Source organism: Actinomadura sp. K4S16 (assembly GCF_008327685.1).
Classification (GTDB): Bacteria; Actinomycetota; Actinomycetes; order Streptosporangiales; family Streptosporangiaceae; genus Spirillospora.
Genome location: NZ_BDDE01000024.1, coordinates 32,904 through 55,383 on the forward strand (window position 1 = coordinate 32,904; position 22,480 = coordinate 55,383).

Genomic DNA, 22,480 nt, shown 5'->3' on the forward strand with positions numbered 1-22,480 from the left:
CGGTGGCGGAGCGCAAGAAGATCCTGCTGCGGCTCGACCCGGCCGTGCACGACGCGCTGGCGCGGTGGGCCGGAGACGAGCTGCGCAGCACCAACGCGCAGATCGAGTTCCTGCTGCGCAAGGCGCTCGCGGACGCGGGGCGGATGCCCGGGTCGGCGGGACGGATGCGAAGGCCCGGGCGGCCGCGCAAGGCCCGGGACGACGACGAGGGGAGCCCGCCGGAGGGCGGGGGCGAGGACTAGCCATGGTCGATGTTCCGGACTCGCTGCCGGCGCGGATGTACCTGCTGGCGTACGACCTGCGCAAGCAGCGGATGACCAGGGGCGGCGCGCGGCTCGGCTACGTGCTGCGCGCCGCCGCGCTGACCGAGCTGTACCTGGACGGGCGGCTCGGCGAGGAGCGGCGCAGGCCCGTCCCGGGGACGCCGGGCGACGACCCGTACGGGGTGCTGGCTCAGATCGCGGCGTCGCGGCCCCGGTCGTGGCAGCACTGGGTGCGCAAGGACGCCCGCGCCATCGTGCCGGTGGTGCGCGAGGAACTGGTGCGCGGCGGCTGGATCAGGGTCCGCTCGCGCAGGGTCCTCGGGCTGTTCCCGCGCCACGAGGTCACCGTGAAGGACCCCCGGGTGGTGAAGGCGCTGTGGGGCGGGGCGTCGTCGGCGCTGCGGGGGCGTCCGGTGGCGCACGTGAACAGCTACGACGCCGCGGCCGTGGCGCTGGCGGCGGCGGGCGAGCTGAAGACCGTCCTGCCGGGGGCGGACCGGCGGCGGCACCGGCGGCGGATCGACGAGCTGACGGCGCGGACCGGGCCGGCGGCGGTCGCGGTCCGCAAGCTGGTCCGGCAGCTGAACGCGGCCGCCGCCGGGGGCTGACCCGCGGGGCGGGGCAAGTGCGGGTTCCTACAAGATCCCGGCCGCCGAACTTGTATCGGGCGCCAACGGCGGCGGTACGGCGCGCCCCATAGCCTGCTCGGACATGGACCCCGAACGCCTGATCTATCCCCTCATGAAGCATGTGGTCATGGGACCCGCGATGCGCGTCGCGTTCCTGCCGAGCGTGCGCGGCCTGCGGCACGTCCCGCGGATCGGGCCGGTGATCCTCGCGGCGAACCACCTGGCGTTCCTCGACTCGTTCGTGCTGCCGCTGATGGTGCCGCGGCGGGTCCACTTCCTCGGCAAGCACGAGTACTTCACCGGGACGGGCCTGCGGGGCCGCGCCACCGCGACGTTCTTCAGCAGCGTCGGCGCGATCGCGGTCGACCGGTCCGGCGGGCGGGCCGCGCTCGACGCGCTGGAGACCTCGGCGGCGGTGCTGGAGCGCGGCGGCGTGTTCGCGATCCACCCCGAGGGCACGCGGTCGCCGGACGGGCGGCTCTACCGCGGCCGGACGGGCGTGGCGCGCCTGGCGATGCGGACCGGGGCGCCCGTCGTCCCGGTGGCGATCGAGGGGACCGACAAGGTGCAGCCCCGGGGGCAGGCCGTTCCGCGGCCGGGCCGGATCGGGCTGCGCATCGGCGCGCCGATGGACTTCCGCGACCGGGACAAGGGCGTGCCGCGCGGCCGGGCGGCCCGGGAGGTCACCGACGAGATCATGGAGGCGATCCAGCGGCTGTCGGGCCAGGAGTACGTGGACGAGTACGCGCCGAGGCCCGCCGACCCGCGCTGACCGTCCGTCCCATGTTTCATCGCGGCCGGTGGGGCACAGTTCATGGGGACGGATGGAGATGATGTGGAAATCACCATGGACCTCGTGCTTCCGCGGGACGTGGCCAGCGTTCCGGCGACGCGAAAGCTCCTGGACGCGGCGCTCGCCGCGCTCGGTGTCGAGGGCCACATCCGCGACGACATCGAGATGATGCTGACCGAGGCGTGCACCAACGTGATCAAGCACGCCGAGCACGGGGCGGACTACACCGTGCGGGCGATGATCCAGGACCGGCGTTGCGTGATCAAGGTGATCGACTCCGGCACGGGGTTCGACGCCGCGCGCTTCGCGCCGCCCGACCCGTCCGCGGAGAACGGGCGCGGACTGATGATCATGCGGGCGCTGGCCGACGACGTCCGGTTCGCCTCGTTCCCCGAGGACGGGGCGCTGGTCGCGCTGGAGAAGCGGCTCACCTACGGGGAGGACAGCCTGGGCGGGCTCCTCACCGCCGACAGCGAACTCCCCCTCGGAGACGGCTCCCGGCCCGGCTCCGACGAGATCGCGAGGCGGCTGTTCGAGATGGCGCGCGCCGGCGACACGCGCGGGATCCTGTCCCACGTGGACGCCGGGGTGCCCGTGAACCTGTCCGACCACCGGGGCGAGACCCTGCTCATGCACGCGGCCTGCCACGGGCATCCGGAGACCGTCCGGGCGCTCACGCTGCGCGGCGCCGACCCCGACCGGGCCAACGATCTCGGCCACCGGCCGCTCGCGGGCGCGGTGTTCAAGCGGGAGACCGAGGTCGTGCGGGCCCTGCTGGAGGCGGGGGCCGACCCGCTGGCGGGGTCGCCGTCGGCCGCCGACACCGCGAGGCTGGTCGGCGACACCGAACTGCTCGCCTGGTTCGAGGAGGCCGCTCCCCCGCCCGCGTGAGCCTCAGCGCCGGACGCGCAGCACGACCAGCGCCACCAGCAGCGCGGCGGCGGCGAAGGCCGCGCCGGTCGCGAACGCCGCGTCCATCCCGTCGACGGTCCCCGCGAGGCCGCGGCCGGACGAGGAGGACCCGTAGGCCGTCACCATGACGGCCGAGCCGAGCGATCCGCCCGACCACAGCATGGTCTGCGCGACCCCCGCCGCCGCACCCGACTGCTCCGGCTCGACACTGCCCAGGATCGTCGCGTTCAGCGGCAGGATCGACAGCCCGCCGCCCGCCCCCATCAGGACGAACGGCGCCAGCAGCGCGCCGGCGTAGCCGTCCCCCGGGGACAGCAGCGACAGCCACAGCAGCCCGGCGCCGACGAGGAGCGTCCCGGCGACGACGAGCGGGCGGGCGCCGAGGCGGGCCAGCAGCCGCGGCGCGGTCCGCACGACGAGGAACTGCATCCCCACCATCGGCAGGAACGCGGCGCCGGCGCGCAGCGGCCCGTAGCCGAGCACCTGCTGCAGGTACTGGGTGAGGAAGAAGAACGAGCCGAACATGGCGGCCGCCAGGCACAGCTGGGTCAGGTAGGACGCGGCGCGGTCGCGGCCCGTCAGCAGCCACAGCGGCATGACCGGGCTGCCGGCGCGGTACTCCACCGCCACGAAGGCGGCGAGCAGGGCGGCCGCCGCCCCGAACGCCGCGACCGCCCGGCCGTCGCCCCAGCCGTCGGACCCGACCCGGATCAGCGCGTAGACGAGGGCGGTCATGCCGGTCGTGGACACGACGGCGCCGAGCACGTCGAAGCGGCCGGGGCGGCGCGGCGTCTCGGTGAGGACGCGCGGCGCGGCCAGGGCCAGCGCCAGGCCGACCGGGACGTTCACGAAGAACACCCAGCGCCAGGACCCGGCCTCGGTCAGCACCCCGCCGACGATCATGCCGACGGCGGCGCCCGCGCCGGTCACCGCGGAGAAGACGCTCAGCGCGCGGACGCGGGCCGCTCCCGCGAAGTTCGTGGCGATCAGCGCCATCGCGCTCGGCGCGGCGACGGCGGCGGCGACGCCCTGGGCGGCGCGGGCGGCCAGCAGCCACCAGCCCGCCTCCGCGAGCCCGCCGGCCAGCGACGCGGCGGTGAACAGCACGATCCCGGCGGTGAAGGCGCGGCGGCGCCCGAACACGTCCCCGGCGCGCCCGCCGAGCAGGAGCAGGCCGCCGAATGCGAGCATGTAGGAGTTCTGGATCCAGGCGAGGCCCCCGGTGGTCAGGCCGAGGCCCGCCCGGACGTCCGGGAGCGCGATGGTGACGACGGAGGTGTCCAGGCCGATCATGAGCTGGCAGCCGACGATGACGGCGAGGACGGTTCCTGCACGATGATGGAGGGGCGGCGCGGCGGCGCCGGGAGGTGTCGACTCCCGGGGTGCGGCCGTCCGCCCGTGGGCTGCGGTCAAGGGGAACCTCTCCGGAAATAAGGAACGGCGAAGTACACTATGTGGGGAACGTACCACCGATGCGCGCGAAAGAGAACGCTAGCGTTCACTATTTTCGGGATCGTGCCGTGACTCCTGCGAACCTCGGGAACCCGGAGACCGCCGCGACCGGAGCGGCGCCCGCGACCCGGCGCCGCGGCGGCGACCTGGAGGCGGCGATCTTCGACGCCGTGTTCGCCCAGCTGGAGGCCGTCGGCTACCGCGGGCTGACCATGGAGGGCGTCGCGAACGGCGCCCGCACCGGCAAGGCCGCGCTCTACCGGCGCTGGCGGTCCAAGGACGAGCTGATCACCGACGCGCTCAAGCACGTCCTGCCCGAACCGCCGACCGCCCCGGCGACCGGCTCGGTGCGCGAGGACATGCTCCAGATCCTGGGCTGCCTGCGCGACACGCTGATCGCCTGCCGCGGCGCCGCGTTCCGGGTGCTGAAGACGGAGAGCGACGAGGGGATGGGCCTCGTCCACGACGTCGTGCGCGACCGGCTGTCCAGGCCCGTCCGCGAGCTGCTCTACGAGGCGCTCCAGGAGGCCGCCGCCCGCGGGGAGATCCGGCCGGAGGCCGCGACCCGGCTGATCTCGGACGTCGGCCCGTCCGTGATGGTGTACCGGAACCTCACCGAGGGCGGCCCGATCACCGACGACGACCTGGCGACGCTCGTCGACGAGGTGCTGATGCCGATCGTCCGGCCCTGACGAGAGCTCGGTCCCGACCGGGGGCTCCGGCCCTGACGAAAGTCGGGGGCCGCGGCGGCCGTTCGTCCATGACCGGGAGGGGGCCGCGGCCGCGAGGCTGCGGGGATGCGATCACCTGTCTCCCGCCGCCTGCTCCCGGCCGCGGCCGTCCTTCCGCTCGTCCTGACCGCGTGCGGCGCCTCCGCCCACGCGGTGAAGACCGCCGGAGCCGCGCCCGCGACGTTCGAACTGCCCCGCCCCACCGGCCCGCACCGGGCCGTCGGGACGACCGAGCTGCACCTCGTGGACGCCGGGCGCCCCGACCCGTGGGTGCCCGGCCGGACCCGCGAGCTGATGGTCGGCGTCTGGTACCCGGCCGCCCGGGCCTCGGGGCCGGCGGCGCCCTACCTGCGGCCCGGCGTCGCGCGGGCGCTCTCCCAGGTCGACGCGCTCGGCGTGTTCAAGGCCGGAACGGTCGACTGGGCGGCCACCCGCACCCACGCCGCGGAAGGCGCCCCCGCCGACGCGCGCCGCGCGAGGCCCGTCGTGCTGTACTCCCCCGGGTTCGGCGTCCCGCGCGCGCTCGGCACCACGCTCGCCGAGGAACTGGCCAGCCGCGGGTACGTGGTGGTGACCGTGGACCACACCTACGAGACGGCCCCGGTCGAGTTCCCCGGCGGGCGCGTCGAGCCGCAGCGCCTCCCCCCGCAGGGCCCCGAACGGCTGAGGACCGCGCTGGACGCGCGCGTCAAGGACACCCGGCTGGTCCTCGACCGGCTCGCCGCCCTGCGAGGCGGCCGCAACCCAGACGCCGAGGGGCGGCCCCTCCCCCGCGGCCTCGGCCGGACGCTCGACCTGTCCCGGGTGGGCATGGTCGGGCACTCCGCGGGCGGCATCGAGGCGGCCGAGGCCATGCGCACCGACCGGCGGGTGGACGCGGGCATCGACATGGACGGCACCATGCAGTACGCGGAGAACGACTTCGTGGAAGTCGCCAAGACCGGGGTCGACCGCCCGTTCATGCTGATGGGGGCCGCCACGGGCGGCTCCCCGCAGACGCACCTGACCAGCCCGTCCTGGGGTTCGTTCTGGAGCCGCTCGACCGGCTGGAAGCGGGACCTGAACGTGCCCGCCGCGAGCCACTACTCCTACACCGACGTCCAGTCCGTCCTGCCGGCGCTGGACGAGAAGCTCGACATCCCGGCCGAGGAGCGGGCCGCCCTCGTCGGGACGGTCGATCCGGCCCGGATGACGGCGTCGCTCCGGGCCTACGTCACGGCGTTCTTCGACCGGGCGCTGCGCGGGCGGCACCGCCCGGTCCTCGACCGCCCGTCGGCCCGGCACCCCGACGTCCGGTTCATCGGCTGACCAGGCCGTGCGTCCCCTCGCCGTCGGGCAGGATGAGCTGGCGGCGGGGGTAGGGGAATTCGATGCCCTCCTTCATGAAGCGGCGATGCAGCCGCTTGACGAACTCGTGCTTCAGGCGGAACTGGTCACCGAACTCGCTGGTCCGGAGGATCACGGTGAAGTCGATCCCCGAGTCGGCGAAGGTGTGGAACCGCACGAGGGTCTCGGCGTCCTTCACGCCGCCCTGCACCTCGCTCATGACCTCCTGGCCGACCTCGACGACCACGCTCTCGACGCGCTCCAGGTCGCTCTCGTAGGCCACGCTGGCCTGGATCAGCAGCGACATGTCCTCGGCGGGGCGGTGGTAGTTGGTGAGGATCGTGTCGGAGAACCGCTGGTTCGGGATGACCTCGATGTTGTCCGACAGCGTCCGGATGGAGGTGTTGCGCCAGTTGATGTCGACGACGTACCCCTCCTGGCCGCTGCTCAGCCTGATGTAGTCGCCGGGCTCGATCGTCTTGGACGCCAGGACGTGCACGCCCGCGAAGAGGTTGGCCAGCGTGTCCTGCAGGGCGAGCGCGACCGCGAGGCCACCGACGCCGAGGGCGCCGAGCAGCGGTGAGATCGAGACCCCGAGGCTCTGCAGCATGACCAGGACTCCGACGCCCATCACCACGACCCGGGTGATGTTGGCGAAGATCGTCACGTTGGCCGCGACGCCCTGCCGGGCCAGCGCGATCGAGGTGACCGAGCCCGCGATCAGGCGGGCCATCGCCAGCGAGACGACGAGGATGGCGGTGGCCGTGAGCACCTTGGCGATCACGGCCAGCGTGCCGTCGGGCAGCTGGAGGACCCTGGCCGCGCCCCACAGGCCGAGCAGCACCGAGACGGGCACCGCCAGGTCCTTGACCAGGCGGGCGGCCAGGTCGTCCCACGCCCAGCGGGTGTCGCCCGCCCGCCGGAACAGCCTGCCGGTCAGCAGCCGCAGGATCACCGCGATCCCGACCGCGATCACCAGCACGGCGACCGCGGCCGCCCCTCGCTGCCAGCTCAGATCGCCCAGGTGAACACCCATGACGCGGAAGATTCCTCCTCTGTCCGGCGGCTGCGCCGCATGCAAAAGGTCCGTTTTGCGGAGTTAGCGTCCACGATCGTAGTGAAGACCGGGGGCGCTGCGAGGCACATCACGGGACATGTGACTGCAAGGCCCGCGGACCTGCCGGTTACGATCGATCAAGTGGTGAGTGTGGGAGTGATGCGCCGGCTCGGGGTCACGGCGCTGGGACTGCGGAACGGCCCCCACCGGGTCACGGTCGAGCGGGACCTGGAGGTGCCCGCCGCCGACGGCGTGACGCTGCTGGCCGACCGGTACTCGCCCGTCGACGTCGAGCGGGCGCCGACGGTACTGGTCCGCTCGCCCTACGGGCGGCGCGGGCCGTTCGGCCTCATGTGCGGGCAGGGGTTCGCCTCGCACGGCTTCCAGGCCGTGGTGCAGAGCGTGCGCGGCGGCTTCGGGTCCGGCGGCGTCTTCGAGGCGCTGGACGAGCGCGAGGACGGCCTCGCCACCATCGAGTGGCTGAGATCGCAGCCGTGGTTCGGCGGCACGTTCGCCATGCACGGCCCGAGCTACCTCGGCTACGTCCAGTGGGCCGTCGCCGCCGAGGCCGGACCCGAGCTGAAGGCGCTGTCGATGCAGGTCACGGCGTCCACCTTCCGGGACGCCGTCAACGTCGGCGGCACGTTCGCGCTCGAGTCGGCGCTCATCTGGGTCGACCTGACCGCGCGGATGAAGAACTCCCTGTCGGGCATCACGACCGGCATCATGTCGCCGCGCCGCGCCCGCCGCGCCACGCTCTCGGGCCGCCCGCTGGCCGAGCTCGACCGGCTCGCGACCGGCGGGCAGCAGCGGTTCTTCCAGGACCTGCTGGTCAACGGCCCCGACACCCCGTTCTGGGACAAGCGCGACTTCAGCACCACCGTCTCGCAGGTCACCGCGCCGGTGAACATGACGGGCGGCTGGTACGACATCTTCCTGCCCTGGCAGATGAAGGACTACGCGGCGCTCCGCGCGGCCGGCCGGCGCCCCTACCTGACGATCGGCCCCTGGTTCCACGCCGACCAGCGCATGATGCGCGGCTCGGTCAACGACTCCATCGCATGGTTCCGGGCCCACCTGCTGGACGACCCGTCCGGGCTCCGCGCGCAGCCCGTCCGGCTCTTCGTCACCGGCGCGGACGAGTGGCGCGAGTTCCCCGACTGGCCCGTCCCCGGCATGCGCGAGGAGCGCTGGCACCTGCAGCCGGCGGGCGCGCTGTCCCCCGGCGAGCCGCCGGAGTCGGAGCCCGACTCCTACCGCTACGACCCGAACCACCCGACGCCGTTCCTCGGCGGGCCCACCCTGCTCGGCGAGACGCACCCGTCCACCGACCAGCGGCGCCTGGAGCGCCGCCGGGACGTGCTGACCTACACCTCGGGCGTCCTGGACGACGACCTGGAGGTCATCGGCCCGGTCACCGCCGACCTGCACATCCGCTCGAACCGCGAGCACACCGACTTCGTCGTGCGGCTCTGCGACGTCACGCCCGAGGGCGAGTCCCTCAACCTCTGCGAGGGCATGCGCCGCCTCGTCCCCGGCTCCCCGGAGCCGGGGGAGGACGGCGTCCGCCGCGTCGCCGTCGAGCTCTGGCCGGTCGGCCACCGCTTCCGCCGGGGCCACCGCGTCCGCGTGCAGGTGGCCAGCGGCGCCTACCCCCGCGTGGCCCGCAACCCCGGCACCGGCGCCCCCATCGGCACGGCCACCGAGATGCTCACCGCGGACCAGGAGATCTTCCACGCGCCCGGCCACCCGTCCGCGATCACGCTGCCGGTCGTCTCCGGCGGGGTCAGCCCCGCCGTGCCCTGAGCGCCTCCAGGGCCTTGTCGGCGTGGGCGTTCATGCGGATCTCGCTCCTGACGACCGCGAGGACGCGGCGGTCGGTGTCGATCACGAACGTCTGGCGCTTGGTCGGCATGAGGGCCAGTGACCGTTTGACGCCGAAACGCGCACGGACCTCGCCGGACGGGTCGGACAGCAGCGGGTAGCCGAGCGAGTGCGTGTCGGCGAACTCCTTCTGCTTCGCGACCGGGTCGGCGCTGATGCCCACCGGGTGGGCGCCCGCCTCCGCGAGCTCGGCGACAAGGTCGCGGAAGTGGCAGGCCTCGGCGGTGCAGCCGGGGGTCATGGCCGCCGGGTAGAAGAACAGGACGACGGGGCCCTTCGCCAGCAGGCTGGTCAGGCTGAGCACCTCGCCCGTCTCGTCGGGGAGCTCGAAGTCGTCGACGACGTCACCGGGGTTCATGGCTCGAACCTAGCCGAGGAGGGCGGAGACCTCCCCGGGGGCCCAGTGGCCGCGCGCGCCGGGACGGGCGGCGAGGTAGGCGCCGGCGCGGGCGGCGGACCAGCCGTGCGCCTCGCGCAGGCCGCGGCCGAGCATCGCCAGGTAGGGCGCGGTGGGCGCGTTCGGAGGGTGCGGCTCGGGCGAGGTGAAGGTGAGCATGGGGCGGCCGCCGAGCTCCCCCACCTTGAGGACGGTCTCGTAGCGCCCGGGGCCGAGGCACTGGCGGCCGCGGGCGAGCGCCTCGCCGAGGTCGTGGTCGGCCCCGACTCCGCGGCGCATCTCCTGGGACAGGACGTCGCAGAACTGGCGGCGGGTGAGCAGGTAGGCGCGGGCCGCGGCGCGCCCGGGGAGGTCCGGGTCGTAGAAGGCCATGCCGCCGCCCCAGGTCAGGGACGTCAGCGCGAAGTAGATGCCGCCGGGGACCGTGACCGGGCGCTCGGCGCGGGCGGGCCGGGGGTCGCGGCAGCCCGTGTAGTGGCGGGCCCCGCCGCTCGGCCGCCCGCCGGCCAGGTAGCAGCGGAACCTGTCCCGGAACAGGTTCGAGCCGTACGCCACGTACCAGATCGGTTCGTCGTCCACCTCTCCCAGTATCGCCGCAGGTGAGCCGCTCGCGGAGGGGCACGGAGGTAGGTATTCCGTTTCGTCGGGTTTGACGAACAGGAGGGAGGGATAGGAAACTGTCCGAGCAGGTGTCTACGACGCAGATACCTCCGAGCTTCCCCTGTGTAGTCCCGGAGGATCCGTCATGCATCGCCCGCTTCACATTGCTCTGGTGTCCGCCTCCGACCTCGACGGCGAGCACCTGCAGTCAGTCCACGTCCGGGATCTCGCTCGTTCGCTGACCCGTCCGCTCGTCGCCGACGGTGAGCCGAACCAGGTCACGGTCTACACGCGCCGCCAGGACAGGTCCGCCCGCGGCCGCGTCCGGCTCGCCCAGGGCGCCGCCCTGGTGCACCTCGACGCGGGGCCGGCCCGCCCGCTGTCCGACGACGAGCTGCTCCAGCACCTTCGCGACTTCGCCGACGGGCTGCGCCGCCGCTGGTCCGGCTCGGCGCGTCCCGACATCGTGCACGCGCACGGCTGGATCGGCGGCCTGGCCGCCTGCGCCGTCGCCCGCGAGCTCGGCATCCCGTTCGTCCAGAGCTACCACGGCGTCGCCGCCGTCGAGCGGCAGGCCGGGCGCCAGGTCCACCCCCACCGCGACCGCCTGGAGAAGGCCATCGGGCGCGACGCCGACCTGGTGCTCGCCGCGCACACCGAGGAGGCCTCCGCGGTCGTGCGGATGGGCGTCCCGCGGCCGTCGGTCGCCGTCGTCCCCTACGGCGTCGACTCCGAGCTGTTCAGCCAGGTCGGCCCCGCGATGCCGCACGGCGGCCGGGCCCGCCTCGTGATGGTCGTCGACGACCTCGGCGCCGAGGTCGAGACCGCCATGCGCGCCCTGGTGCACGTCCCCGACGCCGAGCTGGCCGTCGCGGGCGGCCCGGAGCGCGAGGACCTGGAGCAGGACGCGGGCGTCCACCGGCTGCGGATGCTCGCCAAGGAGCTGCACGTCGCCGACCGGGTCATCCTCCTCGGGCGGCTGCCCCGCAAGTCGCTGCCGAAGCTGCTGCGCACCGCCGCCCTCGCGCTGTCCCTGGCCCCGCTCCAGCCGTCCCCGACGGCGCCGCTGGAGGCCATGGCCTGCGGCGTCCCCGTGGTGGCGACCCCGGCCGGCGGCAACGCCGACGAGGTCCTCGACCACATCACCGGCATCCACGTCCCGCCGGGGCGCCCGGTCGTGATCGGGCGGGCCGTCCGGCAGCTGCTGTCCGAGGAGACCACGCTGCACGGCTACTCCATCGCCGCCGGCGACCGCGCCCGCTCCCGCTACTCGCTGGAGCGGATCGCCGCCGAGACGCTCCGGGCGTACCTGAAGGTGCTACCCGTCCCCGAGCCCGCCGAGGAGGACGAGGCGGAGCACGAGAGCGACAAGGCCCCCGCCCTCGCCGGCTGACGCGCACCGTCCCCACGGGCCCCGGACCCTCCTCGGATCCGGGGCCCGTCCACGTCCCCCGGGGTGGGATACTCGACCGGGATGACCAGAAGGGGCAGTTCGTGCTGATCGGCAGGGCGGCGGAGCTCGCCGAGCTGACCGCCGCGCTGGACCGCGCCGCGGCGGGCAGCGCCGGCGTCGTGCTCGTCAGCGGGGACGCGGGGGTCGGCAAGACGCACCTGGTGTCCGCGCTCACCGCCGCCGCCCAGGTCCGCGGCTGCACGGTGCTCGTCGGGCAGTGCGCCGAGCTGGGCGAGAGCATGCCGTACCTGCCGCTCACCGACGCGCTGTGGGCGGCCGCGCACGCCGGGAAGGCGGAGTCGGAGAAGCTGTGCGCCGCGCTCGACGCCCGGCCCGCGCTCGCGCGCCTGCTGCCGGACGGCGAGGGAGGTCCCGGCGCGGGCTCCGAACTGGGCCAGCAGCAGCTGTTCGGCGCGGTGCTCGGCCTGCTCGGGGAGCTGGGCGACGACCGGCCCGTCCTGCTCGTCCTGGAGGACCTGCACTGGGCCGACCGGTCGACGCGGCACCTGCTGACGTTCCTCAGCCGCGTCCTGCAGCGCGAGCGGGTCTGCCTCGTCGGCACGTACCGGTCCGACGACCTGCACCGGCGGCATCCGCTGCGGCCCGTCGTCGCGGAGCTGCTGCGGCTGCCGAACGTCACGGGGGTCGAGGTCCGCCCGTTCAGGCCGGGCGAGACCGCCCAGTACCTCGCCGAGCTGGCGCACGGGTCCGCCCGGGTCACGGCGCGGACCGTCGAGCGGGTGCACCGCCGGTCGGAGGGCAACCCCTTCTACGCGGCCGAGCTGTACTCCTCGGGCCTGGACGTCGAGGACGACGGGGCGGCCGGGCTGCCGTCCGCGCTCGCCGACCTGCTGCTGTCGCGGATCGAGCGGCTCTCGGACGCGGGCCAGCGCGTGCTGCGGGTCGCGGCCGTCGCGGGCCGCCGCGTCGACGACGAGCTGGTCCGCCGCGTGTCGGGGCTGGACGAGGCGACCGTCGGCGAGGCGCTGCGCGAGGTGGTGTCGCACCAGCTGCTCGTCCCGTCCGGCGCCGGGTACACGTTCCGGCACGCGCTGCTGCGGGAGGCCGTCTACGGCGACCTGCTGCCCGGCGAGCGGACCCGCCTGCACGCCGACTTCGCCCGGCTCCTCGCCGGCCTCCCGGCCGGCACCCGCGGGTCGGCCGCCGAGCTGGCGCACCACAGCCTCGCCGCGCACGACCTGCCCGCCGCGTTCGCCGCCTCCGTCCGGGCGGGCCGCGAGGCCGACCGCCTCGCCGCGCCGGCCGAGGCGTACGAGCACTACGACCGGGCGCTGGAGCTGTGGGACGCCGTCCCGGACCCGGAGGCCGCGGCGGGCACGGACCGGATGCGGCTGTCGCTGGCCGCCGCCCAGGCGTCCGCGCGGGCCGGCGAGCTGCGGCGGGCGGTGCACCGGCTGCGCCGGATGGTCGCCTCGGCCGATCCCGCCGACGTGCGGCTCGGCTGCCTGATGCGCGAGCACCTGGCCGCCTACCTCGGCGACCTCGACGAGGACGCGGAGTCGCAGGCGGTGGCGCGGGAGGCGGTCGCGATGCTGCCGGCCGACCCGCCGACCGTGGAGCGCGCCGGCGCGCTCGCCACCTACGCCCGGACGCTGATGTACCGGGACCCGGACGGGGAGATGCCCGGGTTCGCCGAGCGCGCCATCGAGACCGCGCGCCGGGCGGGTGCCCCGGGCGCCGAGGCCAGCCTGCTGGTCACGCTCGGCGTGTACCGCGAGTCGCGGGAGGCCGGCACCGGAGTCTCCGAGCTGTTCGCCCGCGCCCACGAGCTGGCCGCGGCGGCCGGCGACAGCTCCATGATCGCCATGCGGGCGCTCTTCCACCACGCCCGGTCGAAGTTCGACCGCGGCGACCTCGCGGGCGCGGTCCGCGCCGCCGACGAGGGCGTGAAGTACGCGGTGGACAACGGGATCGTCTGGAGCACGTTCGGCATCGTGCTGCGGTGCCTGCGGTACCTCGTCCACTACACGTCGGGGAACTGGGCGGAGGCGGAGCGGCTCGCCGACGAGTTCACGGTGCAGGTCGTGCGGACGCCCGAGGCGCAGGTGTCGGCGTACGCCCTGTTCCTGGAGGTCGCGCAAGGCGCCCCCACGGTCGAGGAGCGGCTGCGCTGGATCGCTCCACTTTGGGGCCAGGACGGGTTCCTCAACTACCTCGCCCGGGGGCTCGCCGCCGAGCACGCGCTGTGGCGCGGCGACCCGGACACGGCGGCCGAGCACGTCCGCGACGTCTTCGACACCATCTACGTCGACACGATCGGGGCGATCCGCGTGGCGGCGACCGGGCTGTGGGCGGAGGCGGACCGGGCGGCCCGCGCCCGCGCCGCCGGCGACGAGGAGGCGCTGCGGGCGGCGCGGGAGGCCGGCGACGCGTTCCTGCGGGTCGCGCGCAGCGTCGTGGCGGTCAACGTGGACGGGCGGCCCCGCACCTGGCTCGGCTGGGAGGGGCAGGGCTGGCTGGCCCGCGCCGAGGCCGAGCACCGCCGCCTGGACGGCGTCCACGACGTCGACCTGTGGCGCAGGACGGCCGACCTGTTCACCTACGGCGACGCGGACGGCGGGTTCGTCTACGAGGTGGCGCGGTCGCGGTGGCGGCTGGCGGAGGCCCTCGCCGAGAACGGGGACCGGGACGAGGCCGCCGTGCAGTGGCGGGCGGCCGTGCAGGCCGCCGAGCGGCTCGGCGCGAAGCCGCTGCTGGCCGCGCTGCGCGACCTCGGCGCCCGCGCCCGGCTCGGGACCGGCCGCGCGGGGCCCGCGGCCCGGACCGGCCCGTCCGGCCCGCTCGCCTCCCTCACCGGGCGGGAGCGGGAGGTGCTGAAGCTCGTCGCCGAGGGCCGCAACAACCGGGAGATCGCGGCGGCGCTGTTCATCTCCCCCAAGACGGCGAGCGTGCACGTGTCGAACATCCTCGGCAAGCTGAGCGTCTCCAGCCGCACCCAGGCCGCCGCCATCGCCCACCGCGAAGGAATCTGATCTTGCAATGGCGGACCGGGCGCCGCTAATCTGCTTTTCGTGACTGCCGGGTCGGCCATGGGCCACGAGCGAGTGAGGTTCCCGGCCTCCGAGTGAGGCCGGCGCGGGCCCGAGGCCCGCCTTTCCACTCCCCCTCTTTCTTACTTTCCGCGCGAGCGGCGCGCTGCGCTCCGAGCGAGCAGCGCCTTGCCTTCCGCGCACATAACGCGACGTCATCGGGCATGCCCGTTCTTTCGGCATGCCCTGGGCCCGCCTTTCCCAAGCCACGGCCGCATGCCCTTTCCGTGGCTTGTCAGCCATGCCCGAAAACAGCATGCCCGCGAACAGCAATGCCCGAAATCGGTACAGGAGACAGATGGATTTCAACAAGCAGGTCATCGAGGAGTTCCGCGCGAACGGCGGGCGGGTCGGCGGCCCGTTCGAGGGCGGGCGGCTGCTCCTGCTGACCACGACCGGGGCGCGGACCGGCGCGCCGCACACGACGCCGCTCGGCTACCTGCCGGACGGCGTCGGGCGCGTCCTCGTCATCGCCTCGGCCGGGGGCGCGCCGCGGAACCCGGCCTGGTTCCACAACCTGGTCGCGAACCCGCGCGTCACGGTCGAGAGCGGCGTCTTCACCTACGAGGCCGACGCCGTCGTCCTGGAGGGCGGCGAGCGCGACCGCGCCTTCGCGCGGGCCGCCGAGGCCGATCCCGGGTGGGCCGAGTACGAGGCGAAGTCCGGGCGGACGCTGCCCGTCGTCGCGCTGGTCCAGGTCGCCGCCGGGCCGCCCACCGGGCCGGAGTCGCCGTCCGCCATGCTCCTCGCGGTGCACGGCGCGTTCCGCAGGGAGCTGGAGCTGATCCGCAGGGAGGTCGCCGCGTCCGGGGCCGCCGTGGGCGCACAGCTGCGGGTCAACTGCCTGACGATGTGCCAGGGGCTCGGCCATCACCACATGGGCGAGGACCAGCAGATGTTCCCGCTGCTGGAGCGGCGGCATCCCGAGCTCGCGCCGGCCCTGGCGCGCCTGCGAGACGAGCACGAGGTGGTGGCGGAGTTGCTGGACGAGCTGCGCCGGGCCCTCGACTCCGGTGCGGCCGACTCGCTCCTCACCGAGGTCGAACGGCTCACCGCCGCCCTGGAGGCGCACCTGGACCACGAGGAGCAGCGGCTCGTCCCGCTCCTCGACACCCTCGTGTTCTAGCGCGCCTCCCGGGGGACGGCCCGCTACTCGGTACGGCGGACGCGGACGGCGTCGACGGCGATGGCCACCAGGATCATGGCCCCGCCGATCATCTGGATGTAGTAGGCGGACAGGTTGATCAGCTGCAGCCCGACCTGGATGACGCTGATGAGCAGCGCCCCGCCCAGCATCCCCGCGATGCGCCCGCGTCCGCCCGTGAGCGAGACGCCGCCGATCACCGGCGCCGCGACCGCGTACAGCAGGAGGCTGTTGCCGACGGTGACGTTGACCCCGCCCAGGTACGAGGCCGACAGGAAGCCGGCCAGCCCGCCGAGCGCGCCCGCCGCGACGAACGCGCTCAGCCGGACCCGGCGGACCGGGATGCCCGCGACCAGCGAGGCGCCGGCGCTGCCGCCCGTCGCGTACAGGTTGCGGCCCCACTGGGTGCGCCGCAGCGCGACCGCGGCGGCGGCGTAGGCCACCAGCAGCGCGACGGGCATGAGCGGCCAGCCGCCGACCGTCGCGCTGCCGAGGTAGGTGAACGCCGTGTCGTCGATCACCAGGGTCCGCGCCTTGGTCAGCCCGAGCACGGCGCCCTGCAGGAACAGGCCCATCGCGAGCGTCGTGATCAGCGAGTTCATCCGCAGCAGCGCGACGAAGACGCCGTTGAACAGCCCGATCAGCGTTCCGGACCCGACGACGGCGAGGATCGCGAGCACGCCGGGGACGTGCAGGTGCTGGATCAGCATCGCACCGACCATGCCGCTGAACGCGAGGTTCCCCGTCACCGACAGGTCGATCTCGCCGACCAGCAGGGCGAACGACACGGCCAGCACCAGCACGCCGAGGGAGGTGGCCTGGACGAGGATGTTCTGCAGGTTCGCGGTGGTCAGGAAGAAGGAGTTGAACACCCCCGTGACCAGGCTGAAGATGATGATCAGGGCCCAGACGACGTTGTCGAGGCCGAACCGGAGGACGTCGAAGCGGTCCCGCCGCAGCGGCGGCGCGGCGTCCAGGGTCTGGGTCATGGGTCAGCCTCCAACGTGCTGGGCGGTCGCGACGGCGGACAGCGTCAGGTCGTCGCCGGTGAGCTCCCCGTCGACCGATCCGCCGGAGAACAGGACGGCGCGGTCCACCAGCCGCGCGGTCTCGTCGGGGTCGTAGGCGCGCACCAGGACGGCCACGCCGTCCCGCGCCACCCGGTCGATCAGCCGGTGGATCTCCTCCTTGGCGGCGACGTCGACGCCGACCGTCGGCTCGTCCAGGACGAGGACGCGGGGCTCGCGGGACAGCAGCCGCCCCATCAGCACCTTCTGCTGGTTCCCGCCGCTGAGCCGGTTGATCTGCTGGTCCGGGCCGGTCATCACCACCGCCAGGTCCCGCCGCACGCGCTCGGCCCCGTCGCTCATCCGGCGCAGGTCCAGCAGCCGGTGGCGGCCGCGCGGCCAGTGGCCGAGGTGGACGTTGTCGGCGATGGACATCTGGGCCGCCACGCCTTCCGCGATCCGGTCGTGGGTGAGGTACGCGATGCCCGCGCGGAGCGCGGCGCGCGGCCGACCGCCGGCGACCGGGCGGCCGTCCACCAGGACCTCGCCCGCGGTGGCGGGGGCCAGTCCGGCGAGCACCCGCAGCAGTTCCTGGGCGCCCGACCCGGGCAGCCCGACCAGACCGACGATCTCCCCGGCCCGGACGCTCAGGTCGACCGGCCCGTGCCCGCCGAACCGCAGCCCGCGGACGCCGAGCCGCTCCCGCCCCGCCCCGGCGGCCGTCCGGTCCCGGTGGAACTCGTCCACGGCCTCGCCGCTGACCAGGGCGGACAGCGTCTCGGCGGTGAGCGAGGAGACTTGCTTGCCGCTCCGCACCGCCCGCCCGTCCCGCAGCACGGTGTACTCGGTGCAGAGCTGGCGCACCTCGTCGTTGTGGTGGGAGATGTAGACGAACGTGCGGCCCTGCTCGGCCAGCCGCCGCACCCAGCCCATCAGGTCGCGCCGCTCGCCCATGGTGAGGCCGGTGGTGGGCTCGTCCAGGATGACGAGGCGGCCGTTCCCGACCAGGGCCTTGACGATGCTCAGCCGGCGCCGCTCGCCCAGCGACAGCTCCCCTGCGCGGCGGCGCGGCAGGATGTGCAGGTGGTGGGCCTCCAGCAGGTCCGCGGCCCGCTCGTCCGCCGCCCGCCAGTCGACCAGCCCGCGCCGCCGCGGCAGCGCCCCCAGCAGGAGGTTCTCCGTCACGGTCAGGTCGGGCAGCACCTCCGAATGCTGGTCGAGCAGCCGGATGCCGGCGCGCCGGCGGGACATCGCGGAGTCGTGCGTGACGTCCTGCCCGTCGAGGGCCAGCGTGCCCGCGTCGGGCCGCACCAGGCCCGCCACGATCCCCGCCAGCGTCGACTTCCCGGCCCCGTTCTTGCCCAGCAGCCCATGGATCGCGCCCCGGTCGACGGTGACGGTGACGTCGTCGAGCGCGCGGGCGGCCCCGTACGTCTTGACGACGCCCGAGGCCTCCAGCAGCGGCCTCGTCACGACTGGGTCTCCTTGAGCCCCCACTGGTCGGTGACGATGTTCGCCCAGTGCCGCGGGTCCTTGGAGTTGTCCTTGGTCACGAAGTACGGCGGGATCGTCATGATCGGGCCGGACGGCCCCTTGGCGACCGCCGCGTTCTCCCAGAAGTACTTCTTGTTCTGGTACGGGCCGAGCGGGACGTCCTTGCCCTTGACCGAGTACTTCTCCAGCATCTCGATGCAGATCTGCACGTAGGCGACCGGGTCCTGGGCGATGTCGGCGTCCAGGTCGCCCGCGCGGATCCATTCGTGGGCGTTCGGCGAGCCGTCGATGCTGGTGAGCACGATGTGCTTCTCGTCGCCGACCTTGAAGAACCGGTTCTGCGACTGCATGGCCTTCTTCGCGTCCGGCAGGAAGATGTCGGTCGGCAGGTGGATCGCGTCGAGGTCGGGGTACTCGCGCAGCGTCGTGTTCACCACCGACAGCGCCTGCGCGTGGTCGTTGTTCTGCGGGCGCGAGACGACCTTGATGCCGGGGTACTTGGACTGGATCGTCTGCTCGAAGCCCTCCTTCCGCTGGCGCAGCGCGACGGCCGTCAGGCTGCCGTAGGCGTTCAGGACGGTCCCGCGCGGCGAGCCGTTCCTGGCCTTGAGCAGTTCGGCGGTCTTCTCCGCGGCCATGACGCCGGACTGGCGGTTGTCGAACGTGACGGAGATGTCGACCTCGCCTCCGGTGAGCGGCGTGTCGACCATGCCGACGGGGATCTTCTTGGTGTCGGCCTTCCTGGTGAGCGGGACGAGGACCTCCGAGTCCAGCGCGTCGGAGATCAGGTAGCGCGGCTGCTGGAGGATGAGGCTGTTCCAGTCGTTGACCTGGGCGGAGGAGTCGCCGTTGGCGTTCTTGCCGACGAATCCCAGGCCGCGCTTCTTCGACTCCCGCCTGGCCGTCTCCTGGAGGACGACGAAGAAGAAGAACGACAGGTAGCCGGTCTCCCACGCGAGCGTCTTGCGGCCGGCCGCCGCGCCGGCGGAGCCGGACGAGCAGGCGTTCAGGAGCGGCGCGGCGGCGAGCCCGGTCAGGCCGAGGGCGCCGGACCTGAGCAGATCCCGGCGCGATGCGTCGAGGTTTGATGTGAACATGACCTGTTACCTCCGACGGTTCGTCACGTCGCTGGATGTGTTTCCAACATTGCTGGAGTGATTGTTAACACATCGGCGTGAGTCTGAGAAGAGGCGCGTCGCCACCCGTGCACGATGGATCCGGCCGCCGAGCCGTTCGGGTTCAGCCGATGAGACCAAACTCGATCAGGAAGAACGGTGGAGTCGGTGGCGGCGGCGGGCTCCTGGCCGAATCCGGGCCGGAGGCTTGATTACTTAACATTCCGACTGTTAACGTCCCTCGTCGTATCTCACCCCGGTGCACGGAGGGACCTCGATGCCGCTCCCACCCGACGTCAGACGGCTCGTCGACCGCTTCGCCGGGGAGCCCCCGTTCACCGAACTGGGGCCGGACGGCGCCCGCGCGGCCTACGCCGCCCGCATCCGGGACCTCTTCGGCGAACCGGATCCCGCCGCGCCCGGCCTGGACCGCGAGGACACCGTCCTGGACGGGGTGCCGGTGCGCGTCTACCGGCCGTCCGCGAGCACCGGGCCCGCGCCCGGCATCGTGTTCTGCCACGGCGGCGGCTGGGTGATCGGCGACCTCGACACGCACGACGCCCACGCCCGCGCCATCGCGGCCGGGCTCGGCGCGGTCGTGGTCTCCGCCGACTACCGGCTGGCGCCCGAGCACCCGTATCCGGCGGCCCTGGAGGACTGCTGGGCGGTCACCCGGCGGGTGGCCGGCGATCCCGCCGCCTTCGGCGTCGACGCCGGCCGGCTCGGGGTCGCCGGGGACAGCGCGGGCGGCAACCTCGCCGCGGCGGTCGCCCTGGCGGCCCGCGACGCGGGCGTGCGGCTGCGCGCGCAGCTGCTCGTCTACCCGGTGACGGATCCGACGATGAGCCGCGCGTCATACGCGGAGTTCGCCGAGGGGCACTATCTGACCGCGGATGCCATGCGCTGGTTCATCGACGCCTACCTCCCCGATCCGGCGACGCGGACACTGCCCGGCGCCGGCCCGCTGCACGCGCCGGATCTGGCCGGGCTCGCCCCCGCCCTGGTCGTGACGGCCGAGTACGACCCGCTCCGCGACGAGGGCGCCGAGTACGCGGAGCGGCTGCGCGCGGCCGGGGTCGCGGTGCGGGAGATCGCGGTGCCGGCGACGGTGCACGGCTTCCTGGAGTTCGTCGAGGTCGTCCCGGAGGCCCGCGGCGCCCGCGACGAGATCATCAGGGGTCTCGGGCGGCTGCTCGGGGCCTAGAGGAGGCCGCGGCCCGCGATCAGCGGCAGGTCCAGGGCGGTGAGCAGGCCGGGCGGCGCCTCGACGACGGCGGGGACGGCGTTGACCAGGCGCATCGCGGTCGCCTTCAGGCCCGCGGTGTTGTGGTCGCCGTCGGTGCCGAGGAGCCGCAGGTCCACCGTGTAGTTCGGCTCGCCGCGGACCTCGACGCGGTAGCAGCCCGCGCCGGCGGGCTGCGGCCAGTCGGGGGCGAGGTCGTCGCGGAGCCGGGTGACGTGCTCCAGGACCACGGCGGCCTCGCCGCCGCGCATGCCCCGCACCTCGAACCGCAGGGCGGCGGCGGTGCCCTTCTCGATGGTCCCGGCGGAGACGGCGAAGGTCTCGGGCGCGGGCAGGCGGGTGTGCCACTCGGCGATCTCGTCCAGCTCCACGCCGAGGCCGGCGGCGATCTGCCGGACCACGCTCCCCCACGCCATGGTGAGGACGCCGGGCTGCAGGAGCATCGGCACGTCGTCCAGCGGGCGGCCGAAGCCCATGATGTCGAACAGGACCGTCGCCTGGTCGTAGGTGTTGTAGTTGAGGATCTCCATGCAGCGCACCTGGTCGATGCGCTCGCTGATGCCGGTGACGGCGAGCGGCAGCACATCGTTGGCGAAGCCGGGGTCGATGCCGTTGACGAAGATGGACGCGCCGCCCGCCGCGGCCGCCTCCCGCACCGGGTCGGACATCTCCGGCGGGACGACGCCGTCCGGGAACTGCAGGAACACCGGGCTGCTGGAGACCACGTTCACCCCGGCGCGCAGGATGCGGCACAGGTCGTCGATCGCCTCCATCAGCCTGACGTCCGCCATGGAGGTGTAGACGACGCAGTCGGGCCGCAGGGCGAGCAGCGCGTCGGCGTCGCCGGTGGCGGTGACGCCGAGGTCGCGCCCGAGGCCCGCCAGGTCCCCGGCGTCACGGCCGACCTTGGCGGGGTTGGAGACCCACACGCCCGCGAGTTCGAGGTCGGGGCGGGCGTCGATGCCGGCGATCGCGTGCCGCCCGACGTTTCCGGTGCTCCACTGGACGACGCGGTAGGTCACAGGTCCTCCAGGCCGAGGTCGAGGTTCGGGGCGTCGATGCCGCCGTCCACGCGCAGGACGCTGCCGGTGACGTAGGCGGCGGCGGGCGAGGCGAGATAGAGGACGGCGGCGGCGACGTCCTCGGGCTCGCCGACGCGGCGCAGCGGCGTCCGGCGCTCCATCTCGGTGCGCAGGTCGTCGTCGGTCATCACGATGTCGAGCGCGGACGTCGCGACGGAGCCGACGGCGATGCCGTTGACCCGCACGCGCGGCGCCAGGTCGAACGCGGCGAGCCGGGTGTAGTGGGCGAGGGCCGCCTTGGCGCTGCCGTAGGCGAGGTAGCCGCGGCCCGCGAGCCGCCCCATGGCCGAGGAGATGTTGACGACGCTGCCGCCGCCGTCCGCCTTCAGCAGGTGCGGGACGGCCGCCCGGGTCAGCGCGTGCGCGGTGGCGACGTTGAACCGGAACGCCTTCTCCATGTGCCGGGGCGAGGTGTCCAGGAAGGCGGCGGGCATGGCGCCGCCCATGTTGTTCACCACGATGTCGAGACGGCCGAACTCGGCGGCGGCGATGTCCGCCAGCCCGGCGGCGGCATCGGGGTCGGACAGGTCGGACGGGACGACATGGGCCCGCCGCCCGGCCGCCGCGACCTGCGCGGCCACCTCGTCGAGCTGCTCGCGCGTCCGGGAGGCGATCAGCACGTCGGCGCCCGCCTGGGCGAGCGCGACCGCCGTGGCCGCGCCGATGCCCCGCCCCGCGCCGGTCACCACCGCCGCCCTGCCGTCGATTCGGAACCGGTCCGAGATCACCGGCGTCACCTCCGGTCCGTCGCCTCACCGTCCGCACAGCCTACGCAGGAACTAGAACCTGTTTCAATACCGCCGGGACGGGCGGTGCGTGAGGGGCGCACGCCGGCGGGCGGTACATCT

The 22,480-nt window shown here is 74.0% G+C and carries 20 protein-coding genes; 11 read left to right on the plus strand and 9 right to left on the minus strand.

The window, feature by feature from the left end; translation table 11 throughout:
- The first annotated feature begins 2 nt into the window (after positions 1–2).
- The 4 genes from K4S16_RS36175 (at position 3) to K4S16_RS46845 (ending at position 2,576) form a co-directional block, all read left to right on the plus strand.
- The gene (locus K4S16_RS36175; RefSeq protein ID WP_149263590.1) at positions 3–242 is read left to right on the plus strand and encodes a hypothetical protein; all 240 of its coding nucleotides are present in this window, start codon (positions 3–5) and stop codon (positions 240–242) included.
- A gap of 2 nt (positions 243–244) precedes the next feature.
- Positions 245–871 carry a GPP34 family phosphoprotein gene (locus tag K4S16_RS36180; protein ID WP_149263591.1) on the plus strand — a complete coding sequence of 209 codons (627 nt, stop codon included), beginning with the start codon at positions 245–247 and terminating at the stop codon, positions 869–871.
- A 103-nt stretch (positions 872–974) separates the two neighbouring features.
- A complete protein-coding gene (locus K4S16_RS36185; RefSeq protein ID WP_149263592.1) occupies positions 975–1,664 on the plus strand; it encodes a 1-acyl-sn-glycerol-3-phosphate acyltransferase in 690 nt (229 codons plus the stop codon).
- 63 nt (positions 1,665–1,727) lie between these two features.
- Positions 1,728–2,576 carry an ATP-binding protein gene (locus K4S16_RS46845; RefSeq protein ID WP_308800947.1) on the plus strand — a complete coding sequence of 283 codons (849 nt, stop codon included), beginning with the start codon at positions 1,728–1,730 and terminating at the stop codon, positions 2,574–2,576.
- A 3-nt stretch (positions 2,577–2,579) separates the two neighbouring features.
- Here the strand turns inward: K4S16_RS46845 and K4S16_RS36195 are convergent, their stop codons facing one another.
- Complete coding sequence (locus K4S16_RS36195) at positions 2,580–4,010, minus strand: MFS transporter (protein WP_235037296.1); 1,431 nt, start codon at positions 4,008–4,010, stop codon at positions 2,580–2,582.
- 107 nt (positions 4,011–4,117) lie between these two features.
- Here K4S16_RS36195 and K4S16_RS36200 point away from each other — a divergent pair, with 107 nt between their 5' ends.
- Entirely contained in the window at positions 4,118–4,741 is a 624-nt protein-coding gene (locus tag K4S16_RS36200; RefSeq protein ID WP_200842318.1) for a TetR/AcrR family transcriptional regulator, read from the plus strand.
- Between the two features lie 105 nt (positions 4,742–4,846).
- Positions 4,847–6,088: a lipase gene (locus K4S16_RS36205; RefSeq protein WP_149263594.1), complete on the plus strand. Its 1,242-nt coding sequence runs from the start codon at positions 4,847–4,849 to the stop codon at positions 6,086–6,088.
- On the opposite strand, the gene K4S16_RS36210 is transcribed toward K4S16_RS36205, so the two are convergent.
- On the minus strand, positions 6,078–7,142 hold the full coding sequence (locus tag K4S16_RS36210; RefSeq protein ID WP_149263595.1) for a mechanosensitive ion channel family protein: 1,065 nt from the start codon (positions 7,140–7,142) through the stop codon (positions 6,078–6,080). The genes K4S16_RS36205 and K4S16_RS36210 overlap by 11 nt on opposite strands.
- A 162-nt stretch (positions 7,143–7,304) precedes the next feature.
- On the opposite strand from K4S16_RS36210, the gene K4S16_RS36215 reads away from it, so the two are divergent.
- Complete coding sequence (locus tag K4S16_RS36215) at positions 7,305–8,969, plus strand: CocE/NonD family hydrolase (RefSeq protein ID WP_308800948.1); 1,665 nt, start codon at positions 7,305–7,307, stop codon at positions 8,967–8,969.
- Here K4S16_RS36215 and K4S16_RS36220 read toward each other — a convergent pair.
- Positions 8,950–9,405 (minus strand): peroxiredoxin, encoded by a 456-nt coding sequence (locus tag K4S16_RS36220; protein ID WP_149263596.1) that lies wholly within the window; start codon positions 9,403–9,405, stop codon positions 8,950–8,952. The two genes, K4S16_RS36215 and K4S16_RS36220, sit on opposite strands and share 20 nt — an antisense overlap.
- A 9-nt stretch (positions 9,406–9,414) precedes the next feature.
- Positions 9,415–10,023 carry a histone deacetylase gene (locus tag K4S16_RS36225; protein ID WP_200842319.1) on the minus strand — a complete coding sequence of 203 codons (609 nt, stop codon included), beginning with the start codon at positions 10,021–10,023 and terminating at the stop codon, positions 9,415–9,417.
- A 166-nt stretch (positions 10,024–10,189) separates the two neighbouring features.
- Here K4S16_RS36225 and K4S16_RS36230 point away from each other — a divergent pair, with 166 nt between their 5' ends.
- The 3 genes from K4S16_RS36230 (at position 10,190) to K4S16_RS36240 (ending at position 15,673) form a co-directional block, all read left to right on the plus strand.
- Positions 10,190–11,437, plus strand: coding sequence for a glycosyltransferase (locus K4S16_RS36230; protein WP_149263598.1), 1,248 nt, complete (start codon positions 10,190–10,192; stop codon positions 11,435–11,437).
- A gap of 101 nt (positions 11,438–11,538) precedes the next feature.
- Positions 11,539–14,490, plus strand: a complete 2,952-nt coding sequence (locus K4S16_RS46745) for a LuxR family transcriptional regulator (RefSeq protein ID WP_149263599.1) — start codon at positions 11,539–11,541, stop codon at positions 14,488–14,490.
- Positions 14,491–14,845: 355 nt separating this feature from the next.
- Positions 14,846–15,673, plus strand: a complete 828-nt coding sequence (locus K4S16_RS36240) for a nitroreductase/quinone reductase family protein (RefSeq protein ID WP_149263600.1) — start codon at positions 14,846–14,848, stop codon at positions 15,671–15,673.
- Between the two features lie 23 nt (positions 15,674–15,696).
- On the opposite strand, the gene K4S16_RS36245 is transcribed toward K4S16_RS36240, so the two are convergent.
- From K4S16_RS36245 to K4S16_RS36255, 3 genes are read right to left on the minus strand one after another with little or no spacing between them, the layout of a single operon-like run.
- Positions 15,697–16,680: an ABC transporter permease gene (locus K4S16_RS36245; protein WP_149263601.1), complete on the minus strand. Its 984-nt coding sequence runs from the start codon at positions 16,678–16,680 to the stop codon at positions 15,697–15,699.
- 3 nt (positions 16,681–16,683) lie between these two features.
- On the minus strand, positions 16,684–18,171 hold the full coding sequence (locus K4S16_RS36250; protein WP_160161152.1) for a sugar ABC transporter ATP-binding protein: 1,488 nt from the start codon (positions 18,169–18,171) through the stop codon (positions 16,684–16,686).
- Positions 18,168–19,289, minus strand: a complete 1,122-nt coding sequence (locus tag K4S16_RS36255; RefSeq protein WP_149263603.1) for a sugar ABC transporter substrate-binding protein — start codon at positions 19,287–19,289, stop codon at positions 18,168–18,170. Before K4S16_RS36255 ends, K4S16_RS36250 begins: the two co-directional genes overlap by 4 nt.
- Positions 19,290–19,584: 295 nt before the next feature.
- Here K4S16_RS36255 and K4S16_RS36260 point away from each other — a divergent pair, with 295 nt between their 5' ends.
- Entirely contained in the window at positions 19,585–20,511 is a 927-nt protein-coding gene (locus K4S16_RS36260; protein ID WP_149263604.1) for an alpha/beta hydrolase, read from the plus strand.
- Here K4S16_RS36260 and K4S16_RS36265 read toward each other — a convergent pair.
- Both K4S16_RS36265 and K4S16_RS36270 read right to left on the minus strand, forming a co-directional pair.
- Positions 20,508–21,572 carry a diacylglycerol kinase gene (locus K4S16_RS36265; RefSeq protein ID WP_149263605.1) on the minus strand — a complete coding sequence of 355 codons (1,065 nt, stop codon included), beginning with the start codon at positions 21,570–21,572 and terminating at the stop codon, positions 20,508–20,510. The two genes, K4S16_RS36260 and K4S16_RS36265, sit on opposite strands and share 4 nt — an antisense overlap.
- Positions 21,569–22,360 (minus strand): SDR family oxidoreductase, encoded by a 792-nt coding sequence (locus tag K4S16_RS36270; protein WP_149263606.1) that lies wholly within the window; start codon positions 22,358–22,360, stop codon positions 21,569–21,571. The genes K4S16_RS36265 and K4S16_RS36270 overlap by 4 nt, the downstream gene beginning before the upstream one ends.
- Positions 22,361–22,480 lie beyond the last annotated feature (120 nt).

Bases quoted from the DNA above. Each gene is read 5' to 3' on its own strand.
- K4S16_RS36180 (WP_149263591.1), top strand. From the start codon at position 245: ATGGTCGATGTTCCGGACTCGCTGCCGGCGCGGATGTACCTGCTGGCG.
- K4S16_RS36185 (WP_149263592.1), top strand. From the start codon at position 975: ATGGACCCCGAACGCCTGATCTATCCCCTCATGAAGCATGTGGTCATG.
- K4S16_RS36205 (WP_149263594.1), top strand. From the start codon at position 4,847: ATGCGATCACCTGTCTCCCGCCGCCTGCTCCCGGCCGCGGCCGTCCTT.
- K4S16_RS36210 (WP_149263595.1), bottom strand. From the start codon at position 7,142: ATGGGTGTTCACCTGGGCGATCTGAGCTGGCAGCGAGGGGCGGCCGCG.
- K4S16_RS36220 (WP_149263596.1), bottom strand. From the start codon at position 9,405: ATGAACCCCGGTGACGTCGTCGACGACTTCGAGCTCCCCGACGAGACG.
- K4S16_RS36230 (WP_149263598.1), top strand. From the start codon at position 10,190: ATGCATCGCCCGCTTCACATTGCTCTGGTGTCCGCCTCCGACCTCGAC.
- K4S16_RS36240 (WP_149263600.1), top strand. From the start codon at position 14,846: ATGGATTTCAACAAGCAGGTCATCGAGGAGTTCCGCGCGAACGGCGGG.
- K4S16_RS36245 (WP_149263601.1), bottom strand. From the start codon at position 16,680: ATGACCCAGACCCTGGACGCCGCGCCGCCGCTGCGGCGGGACCGCTTC.
- K4S16_RS36255 (WP_149263603.1), bottom strand. From the start codon at position 19,289: ATGTTCACATCAAACCTCGACGCATCGCGCCGGGATCTGCTCAGGTCC.
- K4S16_RS36260 (WP_149263604.1), top strand. From the start codon at position 19,585: ATGCCGCTCCCACCCGACGTCAGACGGCTCGTCGACCGCTTCGCCGGG.